This window comes from Ottowia massiliensis (genome assembly GCF_900240305.1).
GTDB lineage: Bacteria > Pseudomonadota > Gammaproteobacteria > Burkholderiales > Burkholderiaceae_C > Ottowia > Ottowia massiliensis.
In genome coordinates this window covers 1,658,604-1,671,113 of sequence record NZ_LT964854.1, presented here as the reverse complement: position 1 = coordinate 1,671,113, position 12,510 = coordinate 1,658,604, and the positions used below count along the sequence as shown (strand labels likewise).

Here is a 12,510-nt window from a genome sequence, read left to right as displayed (position 1 = left end):
GCGCTGTCGTGGGCCGTGACGCCAATCAGGGAAAAACGGCATTGCCAGCCTGTTTTCCGTTTCTAGAATTTTTCTTTGGCTGGCCCGTTTGCGGGTCTTTCTCACCCTTTCCTGTCAAAACACATGTCCACTTCTTCCTCGCATGCCGCCCCAAAGCCCACCAGCGCAGAAAAGCGCGAGCTGCTGCGCCAGGCCGCGCTGGAATACCACGAGAAACCCGTGCCGGGCAAGATCGCCATTGCGCCCACCAAGCAGCTGGTCAACCAGTACGAGCTGGCGCTGGCCTACAGCCCTGGCGTGGCCGCGCCCTGTGAAGAAATCAAGGCCAATCCGGCGGCGGCTTTCCGCTACACGGCGCGCGGCAATCTGGTGGGCGTGGTCACCAACGGCACGGCGGTGCTGGGGCTGGGCGACATCGGCCCGCTGGCGGGCAAACCGGTCATGGAAGGCAAGGCCGTTTTGTTCAAGAAGTTCTCGGGCATCGACGTGTTCGACATTGAAATCAACGAGAACGACCCCGACCGGCTGGTGGACATCATCGCCGCACTGGAGCCTACGTTTGGCGGCATCAACCTGGAAGACATCAAGGCGCCCGACTGCTTTCATGTGGAGCGCAAGCTGCGCGAACGCATGAAGATTCCCGTTTTTCACGACGACCAGCACGGCACCGCCATCGTAGTGGGCGCTGCCGTGATGAACGGGCTGAAAGTGGTGGGCAAGCGGCTGCAAGACGTGAAGCTGGTGGTCAGCGGCGCAGGCGCTGCGGCGCTGGCCTGCACGGGCCTGCTCGTCAAACTGGGCATCCGGCGCGAAAACGTGTGGGTGACTGACATCAAGGGCCTGGTCTATGAAGGCCGCACCGAACTGATGGATGCCGACAAAGCCGTCTATGCGCAAAAAACCAGCCTGCGCACGCTGGCTGAAGTGATTGACGGCGCAGACATCTTCCTGGGCCTGTCCGCTGGCGGCGTGCTCAAGCAAGACATGGTGCGGCGCATGGCCCCCCGCCCGCTCGTGCTGGCGCTGGCCAACCCCACGCCGGAAATCATGCCGGAAGAAATCAAGGCCGTGCGCGATGACGCGCTCATCGCCACGGGCCGCACGGACTACCCCAACCAGGTCAACAACGTGCTGTGCTTTCCCTACATCTTCCGTGGCGCGCTGGACTGCGGGGCCACCACCATCACCGACGAGATGAAACTCGCCGCCGTGCACGCCATTGCCGACCTGGCGCAGGCCGAGCAAAGCGAAGTGGTCGCACGCGCCTACGTGGGCGAAAAACTCAGCTTCGGGCCGGAATACCTGATCCCCAAGCCCTTCGATCCGCGCCTGATGATGAAAATCGCGCCCGCCGTGGCGCAAGCCGCTGCCGCCTCCGGCGTGGCCAGCCGCCCCATCGAAGACATGGCCGCCTACATCGAGCGGCTCCAGCACTTCGTCTATGCCTCGGGCACCGCCATGAAGCCCATCTTCGCTGCCGCCCGCGCAGCCGCGCCCGGGCGCAAGCGCGTGGCCTACGCCGAAGGCGAAGAAGAACGCGTGCTGCGCGCCGCCCAAATCGTGGTCGATGACGGGCTGGCCCGGCCCACGCTCATTGGCCGCCCGGCCATCATCGCCCAGCGCATCGAAAAATTCGGCCTGCGCCTGCAGCAAGGCGTGCACTACGACGTGGTGAACGTGGAGCAAGACGATCGCTACACGCACTTTTGGCAGCAGTACTACGAACTGGCCAAACGCCGTGGCGTCACCGCGCCCATGGCCCAAATCGAAATGCGCCGCCGCTTCTCGCTCATTGGCTGCATGCTGCTGCGCGCCGGCGACGTAGACGGCCTGATCTGCGGCACCTGGGGCGTGCATGCCGCGCACCTGAGATACATCGACCAGGTCATCGGCAAAAAACCCGGCGCGCGCACCTACGCCGCCATGAACGGGCTGATGCTGCCGGGCCGCCAGGTCTTCATGGTGGACACGCACATCAACTACGACCCCAGCGCGGAGCAGCTGGCCGAAATCACCATCATGGCCGCTGAAGAAATGATGCGCTTTGGCCTCAAACCCAAAGCCGCCTTGCTGTCGCACTCCAGCTTTGGCTCATCCAGCCAGCCCAGCGCCGTGAAAATGCGCCAGGCCCTGGCCCTGCTGCAAGAGCAGGCCCCCTGGCTGCAAGCCGATGGCGAAATGCACGGCGACGCCGCACTCGACAGCGCCCTGCGCAAAACCCTCATGCCCGACAGCCCCCTCACTGGAGACGCCAACTTGCTCGTGCTGCCCGGCATCGACGCCGCCAACATCGCCTACAACCTGCTCAAGGTCGCCGCCGGCGGCAACATCGCCATCGGCCCCATGCTGCTGGGCGCCGCGCGGCCCGTGCACATCCTCACGCCCAGCACCACCGTGCGCCGCATCGTGAACATGACTGCACTGGCCGTGGCCGACGCCAACGCCGCTCACGAATGAGAGAAAAGAGGCGGCTCTCAAAAACCTGCTCAAAGTCTGTCCGTGAATGCGGGAAACGCGGACTAGGGCGCTCGAGGGCATTGCAAACGCCTCGCAGGGCTACAAGGTCCGTCTGCGGGATTGCGCCTTGCAACCCATCCCAATCCGCTCTTTCGTCCCTCCGGCCAGATGCTGAGCAGGTTCCGAAAGCCGCCCCGCGCTCCAGATGGAGCGCTTGCTTTTTGATACCCCTTGCGGCACACTCGCGGGCTGTTTTTCCGTCATGAAGATGAAAGCCAGCATCATCCGCGCGCTCACCTTGGCTGCCTGCCTGCTGGCGTCGGCAAGCGCACTTCACGCTCGCGGACCTGCGCCCGAAGCTCCGGCTTCAGCGGCAGTGGCCTTGGCTGATTTGCCCGCGCAGGGCCAGCGCACCTATTGGCTCATTCTTGCTGGCGGCCCTTTCCCCTTCGAGAAAGACGGCACGGTTTTCGGCAACCGCGAGCGCCTTCTGCCTGTGCAAAGGCGTGGTTACTACCGCGAATACACCGTGCGCACACCAGGCGTGCGCCACCGTGGCGGGCGGCGCATCGTCTGCGGCGGATGGCAGCCCGTGGCGCCTGACGCCTGCTACTACAGCGCCGATCACTACAGCAGCTTCCGCCGGATTCAGCCCTGAACAACCTTCACCAAGCAACTCAAATGAATTTGCCTCCCCAAATCCAGGAATCGCCCTTCAAGCGCGTGCGACCCAACATCGTGCAATCCATCCGCGCCTTTCATGCGCATGAACTCCAGGACATCGCCGCGCAACTGGGCCAGCACTTTCTCTATGCCAACCTGGCGCACGCCCATACCAAGCAGGACGTGCTGGAATCCATTGCCGAGCAGTTCTGCTTTCCGCCCCACTTCGGCAAGAACTTTGATGCCCTGTACGACTGCATGACCGACCCGCTGCACAAAAGCGGCCCGCAGCCCGGCTTCGTGGTGCTGCTGGAGCAAATTCCCGCCACGCCCAAATTCGACAAGGACGCCCGCGAGCAACTGCTCGACACCTTCCGCGAAGCTGCCGATTACTGGGGCGACCGGCGCATCCCCTTCCGCTGCTTCTATTCTTTTCTGTAGCCCGTTCTGCGCAACCCGGCCAGGCAGAACGGGCCAATGAGGCCCATGAAGGCGAAGCTTTCGAGGAAGACACCGAAAAACTCCCCGCCGACAAACTGGTGGACATCACCGCCGAAGCGCTGCGCATGAGCAACCCTTTCAGCGCCTACTGGCAATCGGCCGCCTGAAACGCCCTTTTGGTCAGCGCGCCAGTTCCAGAACCCGCCGCAAGGCGGGTTTTTGCTGGTGCGGCCTGAATCCATTCATCACGGTATATTTGCAAGCGTTTGCATGCAAACACATACAAAGGCCCGCACATTGCGTGCCTTTTTAATTTTTCAGTAACACCCCGCCAGCGGCTGCGTCCATTTGCGCTCGCAAGGCGGCTGTCTTCTCTCACTTTTGATGGAGTCAATATCAATGTTCACCCGAAAACTGGCCCTGGCCGCTGCGGCTGGCTCGCTCATGCTGCTGACAGGCTGCGTCAGCACCGACATGAAAATGGGTTCGCAAGATGCCAAGACCGTTGCCACCGGCAGCGCGGCAGGCGGCGCAGCCACTGGCGAAAGCTCCGAGCTTGAAAAATGCAGCTCTCCCCTGGGCACCATCTCGCTGGTGGAAAACCAGGACGCAGGCTGGTACACCATCTTGCGCAACGAGTACAAACTGCCCCCCACTTCCAACCTGCTGCGCCTGCTGATCCAGCAATCCAACTGCTTCGTCGTGGTGGAGCGCGGCGCTGCTGGCATGCGTGCCATGAGCCGCGAGCGCGAGCTGATGCAATCGGGCGAAATGCGCCAGGGCAGCAACTTTGGCCGTGGCCAGATGGTCGCTTCCGACTACGGCCTCTCGCCTGAAATCATCTTCAGTGAAGACAACACAGGCGGTGCGCTGGCAAGCATTGGCGGCCTCTTCGGCAACGCAGGCGCCGTCGCGGGCGCCTTGGCGGCGGGCACGAAAACCCGCCAGGCGTCTACCATGCTCACCCTGGTGGACAACCGCTCCGGCGTGCAAATAGCCGCCTCCGAAGGCAGCGCTTCCAAAATGGACTTTGGCGGCTTTGGCGCGCTCTTTGGCGGCAGCGCAGGCGCGGGCCTCGGCGGCTACCAGCGCACTCCGCAAGGCAAGGTCATCACCGCTGCTTTCATGGATGCCTACAACCAAATGGTTCGCGCCCTGCGCAGCTACAAGGCCCAGTCCGTGCAAGGCCAGGGCCTGGGCGGCGGCGGCCGCCTGACGGTGGATGGCGCCGCTGCGCCCTCGCAAACCTACACCCCGCAAACCGCCCCCAAGCGCGGCAAAACCAGGCGCTCCAGGTAAACCGCAAGGCATCAAAAGCCCTGAACGGCTGCCCCGCACACCAGCGGCGGCAGCCGTTTTTGTCTGGCTTGCTGCAATCAAGTGTGTTCAAACCGCAAAAAACATAGCAGCCTGTCCAGCCTGCACCAAGACCCAAAGCCAATTGGGTATTGAAAAAACAAGCTGGCATACCCGCTTTGGCGCCTGCTCTCTCCTCCTATCATGCGGGGCCGTTTCGTTTCCTCCTCATCTTGCCGTGACCGCGCTATCCACCCCTGACGATCCCATTGCCGCCATTGCCACCGCGCCCGGGCGCGGCGCCGTGGGCATCGTGCGCGTTTCGGGGCCGCGCCTGATGCCGCTGGCGCAAGCGCTATGCGGGCGAACGCTGCAAGCGCGGCAAGCCACCTACCTGCCGTTTCTGGACGCAGACGGCAGCCCCATCGACCACGGACTGGCGCTCTTTTTCCCCGCGCCGCACTCCTACACCGGCGAAGACGTGCTGGAGCTGCAAGCCCACGGCGGCCCCGTCGTGCTGCAACTGCTGCTGGCGCGCTGCCTGCAAGCCGCCGAAAAACTGCTGCCCGGCCTGCGGCTGGCGCGGCCCGGCGAATTCACCGAACGCGCCTTTCTGAACGGCAAACTCGACCTGGCGCAAGCCGAAGCCGTGGCCGACCTGATCGACGCCAGCACCGCCGCCGCCGCCCGCAGCGCCAGCCGCTCACTGGCAGGCGCCTTCTCCGCGCGCATCCAAACGCTGCTGCAAGGGCTGATCCAGCTGCGCATGCTCACCGAAGCCACGCTGGACTTCCCCGAAGAAGAAATCGACTTTCTCACCCAGGCCGGCGCCAGCGGCCAACTCGCCGCCCTGCGCCAGCAACTTCATGATGTGCTCGCCAGCGCCCAACAAGGCGCGCTGCTGCGCGAAGGCATCAAAGTCGTCATTGCCGGACAGCCCAACGCTGGCAAAAGCTCCCTGCTCAACGCCCTGGCCGGGACGGAACTGGCCATCGTCACCGCGCAAGCCGGCACCACGCGCGACATCGTCCAGCAAACCATCCAAATCGAAGGCGTGCCCCTGCACGTGCTCGACACAGCAGGCCTGCGCGACAGCAGCGACGAAGCCGAGCGCATCGGCATCGCCCGCGCCTGGCAACACATCGGCCAAGCCGACGCCGTGCTGCTGCTGCACGACGCCACCCGCCAAGCCGACGCCGCCCACGCAGCCGAAGACGCACGCATCGCCGGGCGCATCGCCGCTGACGCGCCCGCCGCGCCCCTGATTCACATCTGGAACAAAGCCGACGCCCTGCCCCCGCAAGAAACGCCCGCCCTGCCGCCAGACGCCCTGCTGATCTCGGCCCGCACCGGCCAGGGGCTGGACGCCTTGCGCCAGCGCCTGCTGCGCACGGCCGGCTGGCAGGCCACGGCGGGCGAAAGTCTCATCATCGCCCGCGAACGCCACCTGGCCGCCCTGCGCCGCACGGAGCAGTGCCTGCAAGCCGCGCACAACTGGCTACACGCCAGCCCGCCCGCCATCGACCTGCTGGCCGAAGAACTGCGCCTGGCCCAGCAGGCGCTAGGCGAGATCACCGGCGAATTCACGCCCGACGACTTGCTGGGCGTCATCTTCTCGCGCTTTTGCATTGGCAAGTAGGGGAGAGCCTCCGGGCTGCCGATCAACCCACCTGCCGCCGAAAATGGGCCGCGAAAAGCCGTTATCGCTCTTGTCTTGCCTCAAATTCCAGTCATGCCCCAAGTGACATGACAGATGAGCTGCGACAGGTGTTGGCCGGACACATGGCCGTGATGAGCAAGAGTGGGCATTGCTGACGGCGTAGCGTCCGGCAAATGATGAAGGCCATCTTTGGCGCGCAGATCACAGGCTGTCAAGCCGCTGGCGTCAGCTCGTCATGGTGCATTCGGCTGGCATCCAGGATCAGGAAAGCCCAAACTCTGCTGATCAACCTGTTTTTCAAAACAGCCCGCCGCCTTCGCGCTGCGGCGCGGCCAGCCCCAAATGCCGCCAGGCGGCTTGCGTGGCCACGCGCCCGCGCGGAGTGCGTTGCAAATAGCCCTGCTGGATGAGATAAGGCTCAATCACATCTTCAATGGTGCCCGGCTCTTCGCCAATGGCGGCGGCCACGTTGTCCAGGCCCACGGGGCCGCCGTCAAAGCGGTGAATCACGGCTTCCAGCAGCTTGCGGTCCATCAGGTCAAAGCCTTGCGGGTCCACGTCGAGCATGGCCAGCGCCCGGCGGGCCATTTCTTGCGTGATGCGGCCCTGCCCTTTCACGTCGGCATAGTCGCGCACGCGGCGCAGCAGGCGGTTGGCAATGCGCGGCGTGCCCCGGCTGCGGCGGGCGATTTCCATGGCGCCGTCGGCGTCGGCCGGCACATTCAGCAGCGCCGCCGAGCGCGTGACGATGCGCGCCAGCTCGTCAGGCGTGTAGAACTCCAGCCGCGCCACGATGCCGAAGCGGTCGCGCAAGGGGTTGGTGAGCATGCCCGCGCGCGTGGTCGCGCCCACCAGGGTGAAGGGCTGCAAGTCGAGCTTGATGCTGCGCGCGGCCGGCCCTTCGCCAATCATGATGTCGATCTGATAGTCCTCCAGCGCGGGGTAGAGAATTTCTTCCACCACGGGGCTTAAGCGGTGGATTTCGTCGATGAAAAGCACATCGTTGCGCTCCAGGTTGGTGAGCAGCGCCGCCAGGTCTTTGGGCTTTTCCAGCACCGGCCCGCTGGTCTGGCGCAGTTGCACGCCCAGCTCGTGCGCGATGATGTGGCTGAGCGTGGTTTTGCCCAGCCCGGGCGGGCCAAAAAGCAGCACGTGATCGAGCGCTTCCTGGCGCTTGCGGGCCGCGCTGATGAAGATTTCAAGCTGCTCGCGCGCCTTGGCCTGGCCCACGTATTCGTCCAGCAGCTTCGGGCGCAAGGCGCGCTCCAGCGCTTCTTCGTTGGGCGAGGCGGGCGCGGCTGAAACCACGCGCCGCGCAGCGCCAGCGGCCGGAGCGAAATCGTCTGTATGAATGCTCATGAGGCGCGCAAGTATGCCTGCGGGGGCAGGCCTGCCGGCGCGCCGCCGCGAAAGACTGGCCGCGAGCGGAAAACCGCGTTCGCACAGCGCAAAATAAAGCGTTCCACACACTTTGAAACAGACGCCATGCTTTCCGCCTCTGCCTCGCCGCCCGCCGCCATCACGGAATACCTGCGCAGCCACATCCGCACCGTGCCCGACTGGCCCGCGCCGGGCGTGCAGTTTCGCGACATCACGCCGCTGCTGCAAAACCCGCGCGTTTTCCGCGTGCTGATTGACGCCTTCGTGCACCGCTACATGACGCCTGCCCTGCGCCCGGACGTGGTGGCGGGGCTGGACGCGCGCGGCTTCATCCTGGGCAGCGTGGTGGCCTACGAGCTGAACGTGGGCTTTGTGCCCATCCGCAAAAAAGGCAAGCTGCCCTTCACCACGGTGGAAGAAACCTACGAGCTGGAATACGGCAGCGCCACGGTGGAGCTGCACGCCGATGCCGTCAAGCCCGGCGACCGCGTGCTGCTGATTGACGACCTGATTGCCACCGGCGGCACCATGATGGCGGGCCGCCGCCTGCTGGAGCGCCTGGGCGCCGAAGTCACCGAAGGCGCGGCCATCGTCGATTTGCCGGAGCTGGGCGGCTCTGCGCGCCTGCGCGAAAGCGGCCTGCCGCTGTTCACGCTGGTGGAATTTGACGGGCGCTGAAAGGCGCCCTTCCCTGCTTTTTTTGGAGACCGCACCATGCACATCCTCGCCTTGCACGGCATCAATCTGAACATGCTCGGCCAGCGCGACCCGGCCCACTACGGCACGGCCACGCTGGCCGATATTGACGCCGCCATGCAGCGCCTGGCTGACGAGCTAGGCGTGCGGCTGGCCTGCTTTCAAACCAACCACGAAGGCCAGATGTGCGAGCGCATCCACCAGGCGCACCGCGAAGGCGTGGACGCCGTGCTCATCAACGCCGGCGCGTGGTCGCACACCAGCGTGGCCATCAGCGACGCGCTGGCCATCCTGCGCTGCCCCGTGGTGGAAGTGCACCTGTCCAACATCCACGCCCGCGAGCCGTTCCGGCACCACTCGCACATTGCCCACGTTGCGCGCGGGCAAATCTGCGGCTTTGGCGCGGATTCGTACCTGCTGGCGCTGCGCGCGGCGGCCGCCTTCGGCCCCTGTGCCCGGCATCCACGCTGACCATCCCGAAACCTGAAAGGAGACAAGCCATGGGCAAACGCCTCACCCAAATCGCCACCCGCACCGGCGACGACGGCACCACCGGCCTGGGCAACAACACCCGCGTGTCCAAAAACAGCCTGCGCCCGCACGCCATGGGCGATGTGGACGAACTCAACAGCCACATCGGCCTGCTGCTGTGCGAAGACCTGCCCGCCGACGTGCGCGAACTGCTCATCGACATCCAGCACCAGCTCTTCAACCTGGGCGGCGAAATCTCCATTCCGGGCTTTGAACTGCTCAAGGACGACGCGCTGGCGCAGCTGGACGCCGCCCTTGAGCGCTACAACGCCGCGCTGCCGCGCCTTCAGGAATTCATCCTGCCCGCCGGCACGCGCGCCGCCGCGCAATCGCACGTGTGCCGCACCGTGGCGCGCCGCGCCGAACGCGCCGTCGTGGCCGTCTGCGAAGCCGAAAACCTGCGCCCCGCCCCGCGCCAGTACCTCAACCGCCTCTCTGACCTGATGTTCGTGCTCGCCCGCGTGCTCAACCGCCACCGCCCCGACGGCAGCGCGGGCGACGACGTGTACTGGAAAAGCGAACGGCTGGAGCAAAGCGGCGCATGAACCCGCCCGCCACGCCCCACAAGCTGGCCGTCCTGATCGACGCCGACAACGCATCAGCCGCCGCCGCAGCCGGGCTGTTCGCGGAAATCGCCAAATACGGCATCGCCAGCGTCAAGCGCATTGACGGCGACTGGAGCCGGCCGCCACAAGGCTGGAGCAAAGAAATCCTGCCAAGAATCTGTTCGGAGTCTGGCCGTGAGGGGCGAAAGTGCGGATCGGGATGGGCTGCAAGGCACAAACCGCAGACGGGCCTTATGGCCCGGCGAGGATTTGCAACGCCGCAGACCGCCCGAGTCCGCACTTTTCGCATCCACGGGCGGACTTTGAACAGGTTCTCAAGGCACGCCGTCATGCCCATGCAGCAGTTCGCCTATACCAAAGGCAAGGACGCGACGGATATGAAACTGATCATCGACGCGATGGACTTGCTCTACAGCGGCGCTTTTGATGGTTTCTGCCTGGTTTCCAGCGACAGCGATTTCACGCCCCTGGCCGCCAGAATACGCGCCAATGGACTCGTCGCATATGGATTCGGCAATAAAAAAACGCCCGAAGCTTTTCGCAACGCCTGCGACCGTTTCATTTACCTTGAAAACCTTCAAAATGAAGCGGAAAACGGCATGGCAAAACCCGAATCCGGCAAAGCGGAAAAGCCTGATTCATCTCTTTCGTCATCCGCTACGGCAAATAATCCGCCGCCAGCTGCAAATATGCGAAAACCCATAGATGGCGTATTGCGCACGCTGCTTTACACGGCCATCAAACAAAATACGGATGAAGCCACAGGCTGGGCGCACGTGGGGCAAATTGGCCAATACCTGGTCCAGACTCAGCCTGATTTTGACCCCCGCAATTATGGCTACGCCAAGCTCTCGGGCATGCTGAAAGCCTTGGGCGGCCTGCAATTTCGCCATGACGGCTTATATCAGATGTATTGCCGCAAAATTCCATATGGCGAATTGATCAAGCTGCTCAACGCAGCCGCCCCGAAAATCCAGGACGCGCAAGGCTGGATGGATATGGAAGCGGCAGGCCAATTCATTGGATCGCGCTGGTCTTATCTGGATTACGGCTTCAAGGATTGGCCTGATTCGTTCAAAACCGTGCATGGTCTTGAAATTCAGGGCCAGCGCATGCGCTTGGCACAAGCCGCAGGCCGTGCCAGCGCGCCACAAGGCCAATGAGCCGCCCCATGCCGCGCCGCCCCGCCCATGCGCCCAGCCCCTGCCCGTCCGCGCCCGGAAGCATCAGAAACAGGAGCGAATTCAAGGGGGATGAAAGTGGCTTTTGCGCGCTTTTCACTAGGACATCATGCTATGGATACCATAGCGAAATAAGCCTTCCAGCCGGACCTGCCAGCAGCTGGCCGCTGGCGTCAGGCGTCTGCGCGGCATGAGCCTGCTGTCCATCGAGTTCGCGGCGTTTTTCATGCTGCTGTTTCCGGCCTACTGGGCGCTGCGCCCGTGGCCGGGGGCGCAAAACGCGCTGCTGCTGGCGGCCAGCCTGTTCATGCTGTGGCTGGCCAATCCGTATTTCGCGGCGGCGCTGCTGGTTTTTGCCACGGGCGTTTTCGGCGTGGCGTGCGGCATTGCCCAATCCCGCCATGAAAAGGCAAAAAAGCGCTGGCTGGGCGCGGGCGCGGCCCTGATTGCGGCCAATCTGGGTTTTTTCAAATATCACGATTTTTTCGCAGCCCATTTTCCCGCGCCTTTGCAAGAGCCGGTGGCGGCGCTGATTTTTCCGCTGGGGCTTTCGTGGTATTCATTTCAGGCCATTGCGTATCTGGACTGGCTGCGCCAGCGCCCGGCCAGTCTGGCGCTGAAATGGCATGAGCTGGTTTTGCACCTGGGCTTTTTCCCCACGGTGACCAGCGGCCCCATTTTCCGCGCGGGGCTGCAAAAAAGCGTGGAGGGGCTGCACGCGGGCGCGGCCATTCAGATTCAGACGCGGCGGCCGCGCCGCCTGCTGAACCCGGCGCTGGCGGTGTGCCTGATTTTGCTGGGCATTACCAAAAAATGGTTTCTGGCCGGCGCGCTGGCCGAACAATTGGTGGACCCGGTTTTTGACAATCCCATGCAGCACGCGCCGCTGACGGTATTGACGGCCATTTACGGCTATACGGCGCAGCTTTTTTTTGATTTTTCGGGTTATTCCGATTTGGTGATTGGCCTGGCCATGCTGCTGGGTTTTCATATTCCGCTCAATTTCATGCAGCCGCTGGCGGCGCACAATTTGCGCGAATTCTGGAACCGCTGGCATATCAGCCTTTCCACCTGGATACGCGATTACATCTATATCCCGCTGGGCGGCAGCCGCCACGGTTTTGCGCGCACGCAGCTGAATTTGCTGCTGGCGCTGGGGCTGTCGGGCGCGTGGCACGGGCAAGGCTGGAATTTTTTGCTCTGGGGGCTGGCGCACGGCGCGGGCCTTGTGCTGCTGAATGCGGGCGATGCGCTGGCCGGGCGGCGCAACGCGCTGGCGGGCACGGCGGCGGGGCGCTTTGCGGGGCGGCTGGCCACGGCGCATTTCGTGTGCCTGGCCTTCGTGGTGTTTCGCGTGACCGACGCGGAAAGCCTGGCCGCCGTGTGGCAGGCGCTGGCCGCGCCCGATACGCCCTGGGCCACGCTGCCGCCGCCGCGCGCGCTGGCCTGGCTGGCGCTGCTGGCCGCCGCCTGGCTGCTGTGCCGCCCGCTGGCCGCCGCCTTTGCCGCCTGCGTGGCGCTGATGCAGCGCCTGCCCGTGCTGGCGTGGGCGCTGCCCGCCAGCGCGCTCATGGGCTTGCTCATCATCGTGGCGCCTCCGGGTGTGCCGGGGTTCATTTATGCGGGGTTCTGAAGGGGT

General features: G+C 64.2%; 12 protein-coding genes and 1 pseudogene. 11 read left to right on the top strand and 2 right to left on the bottom strand.

Features of this window, described 5'->3' with window-relative positions; translation table 11 throughout:
• The first annotated feature begins 123 nt into the window (after positions 1 to 123).
• From C1720_RS07545 to C1720_RS07535, 3 genes are all read left to right on the top strand, one after another.
• The gene (locus C1720_RS07545; RefSeq protein WP_102283778.1) at positions 124 to 2,457 is read left to right on the top strand and encodes an NADP-dependent malic enzyme; all 2,334 of its coding nucleotides are present in this window, start codon (positions 124 to 126) and stop codon (positions 2,455 to 2,457) included.
• 262 nt (positions 2,458 to 2,719) lie between these two features.
• Positions 2,720 to 3,115: a ribonuclease domain-containing protein gene (locus C1720_RS07540; protein WP_102283777.1), complete on the top strand. Its 396-nt coding sequence runs from the start codon at positions 2,720 to 2,722 to the stop codon at positions 3,113 to 3,115.
• A 23-nt stretch (positions 3,116 to 3,138) separates the two neighbouring features.
• Positions 3,139 to 3,561: a barstar family protein gene (locus C1720_RS07535; protein ID WP_050714918.1), complete on the top strand. Its 423-nt coding sequence runs from the start codon at positions 3,139 to 3,141 to the stop codon at positions 3,559 to 3,561.
• Here C1720_RS07535 and C1720_RS13705 read toward each other — a convergent pair.
• Positions 3,546 to 3,803, bottom strand: a complete 258-nt coding sequence (locus tag C1720_RS13705; RefSeq protein WP_158241671.1) for a hypothetical protein — start codon at positions 3,801 to 3,803, stop codon at positions 3,546 to 3,548. The two genes, C1720_RS07535 and C1720_RS13705, sit on opposite strands and share 16 nt — an antisense overlap.
• Before the next feature lie 157 nt (positions 3,804 to 3,960).
• On the opposite strand from C1720_RS13705, the gene C1720_RS07525 reads away from it, so the two are divergent.
• Entirely contained in the window at positions 3,961 to 4,860 is a 900-nt protein-coding gene (locus C1720_RS07525; RefSeq protein WP_050714920.1) for a CsgG/HfaB family protein, read from the top strand.
• A 235-nt stretch (positions 4,861 to 5,095) separates the two neighbouring features.
• Positions 5,096 to 6,496 carry a tRNA uridine-5-carboxymethylaminomethyl(34) synthesis GTPase MnmE gene (gene mnmE, locus C1720_RS07520; protein ID WP_233199861.1) on the top strand — a complete coding sequence of 467 codons (1,401 nt, stop codon included), beginning with the start codon at positions 5,096 to 5,098 and terminating at the stop codon, positions 6,494 to 6,496.
• 318 nt (positions 6,497 to 6,814) lie between these two features.
• Here mnmE and ruvB read toward each other — a convergent pair whose 3' ends face one another.
• Positions 6,815 to 7,876, bottom strand: a complete 1,062-nt coding sequence (gene ruvB / locus C1720_RS07515) for a Holliday junction branch migration DNA helicase RuvB (RefSeq protein WP_102283775.1) — start codon at positions 7,874 to 7,876, stop codon at positions 6,815 to 6,817.
• Between the two features lie 126 nt (positions 7,877 to 8,002).
• On the opposite strand from ruvB, the gene C1720_RS07510 reads away from it, so the two are divergent.
• The 6 genes and pseudogenes from C1720_RS07510 (at position 8,003) to C1720_RS07485 (ending at position 12,504) form a co-directional block, all read left to right on the top strand.
• Positions 8,003 to 8,575, top strand: a complete 573-nt coding sequence (locus tag C1720_RS07510; protein WP_050714923.1) for an adenine phosphoribosyltransferase — start codon at positions 8,003 to 8,005, stop codon at positions 8,573 to 8,575.
• Positions 8,576 to 8,611: 36 nt separating this feature from the next.
• Positions 8,612 to 9,064, top strand: coding sequence for a type II 3-dehydroquinate dehydratase (gene aroQ, locus C1720_RS07505; protein ID WP_102283774.1), 453 nt, complete (start codon positions 8,612 to 8,614; stop codon positions 9,062 to 9,064).
• A 29-nt stretch (positions 9,065 to 9,093) separates the two neighbouring features.
• Positions 9,094 to 9,669 (top strand): cob(I)yrinic acid a,c-diamide adenosyltransferase, encoded by a 576-nt coding sequence (locus C1720_RS07500; RefSeq protein WP_050714925.1) that lies wholly within the window; start codon positions 9,094 to 9,096, stop codon positions 9,667 to 9,669.
• Positions 9,666 to 10,202 (top strand): annotated as a pseudogene (locus tag C1720_RS14590) (NYN domain-containing protein); the annotation flags it as partial. The gene C1720_RS07500 and the pseudogene C1720_RS14590, both read left to right, overlap by 4 nt.
• Positions 10,203 to 10,379: 177 nt before the next feature.
• Positions 10,380 to 10,853, top strand: a complete 474-nt coding sequence (locus C1720_RS14255; protein WP_233200031.1) for an OST-HTH/LOTUS domain-containing protein — start codon at positions 10,380 to 10,382, stop codon at positions 10,851 to 10,853.
• A 208-nt stretch (positions 10,854 to 11,061) separates the two neighbouring features.
• Positions 11,062 to 12,504 carry an MBOAT family O-acyltransferase gene (locus C1720_RS07485; protein ID WP_102283773.1) on the top strand — a complete coding sequence of 481 codons (1,443 nt, stop codon included), beginning with the start codon at positions 11,062 to 11,064 and terminating at the stop codon, positions 12,502 to 12,504.
• Positions 12,505 to 12,510: the final 6 nt, after the last annotated feature.

Bases quoted from the DNA above. Each gene is read 5' to 3' on its own strand.
- C1720_RS07545 (WP_102283778.1), top strand. From the start codon at position 124: ATGTCCACTTCTTCCTCGCATGCCGCCCCAAAGCCCACCAGCGCAGAA.
- C1720_RS07540 (WP_102283777.1), top strand. From the start codon at position 2,720: ATGAAGATGAAAGCCAGCATCATCCGCGCGCTCACCTTGGCTGCCTGC.
- C1720_RS07535 (WP_050714918.1), top strand. From the start codon at position 3,139: ATGAATTTGCCTCCCCAAATCCAGGAATCGCCCTTCAAGCGCGTGCGA.
- C1720_RS13705 (WP_158241671.1), bottom strand. From the start codon at position 3,803: ATGGATTCAGGCCGCACCAGCAAAAACCCGCCTTGCGGCGGGTTCTGG.
- C1720_RS07525 (WP_050714920.1), top strand. From the start codon at position 3,961: ATGTTCACCCGAAAACTGGCCCTGGCCGCTGCGGCTGGCTCGCTCATG.
- ruvB (WP_102283775.1), bottom strand. From the start codon at position 7,876: ATGAGCATTCATACAGACGATTTCGCTCCGGCCGCTGGCGCTGCGCGG.
- C1720_RS07510 (WP_050714923.1), top strand. From the start codon at position 8,003: ATGCTTTCCGCCTCTGCCTCGCCGCCCGCCGCCATCACGGAATACCTG.
- aroQ (WP_102283774.1), top strand. From the start codon at position 8,612: ATGCACATCCTCGCCTTGCACGGCATCAATCTGAACATGCTCGGCCAG.
- C1720_RS07500 (WP_050714925.1), top strand. From the start codon at position 9,094: ATGGGCAAACGCCTCACCCAAATCGCCACCCGCACCGGCGACGACGGC.
- C1720_RS14255 (WP_233200031.1), top strand. From the start codon at position 10,380: ATGCGAAAACCCATAGATGGCGTATTGCGCACGCTGCTTTACACGGCC.
- C1720_RS07485 (WP_102283773.1), top strand. From the start codon at position 11,062: ATGAGCCTGCTGTCCATCGAGTTCGCGGCGTTTTTCATGCTGCTGTTT.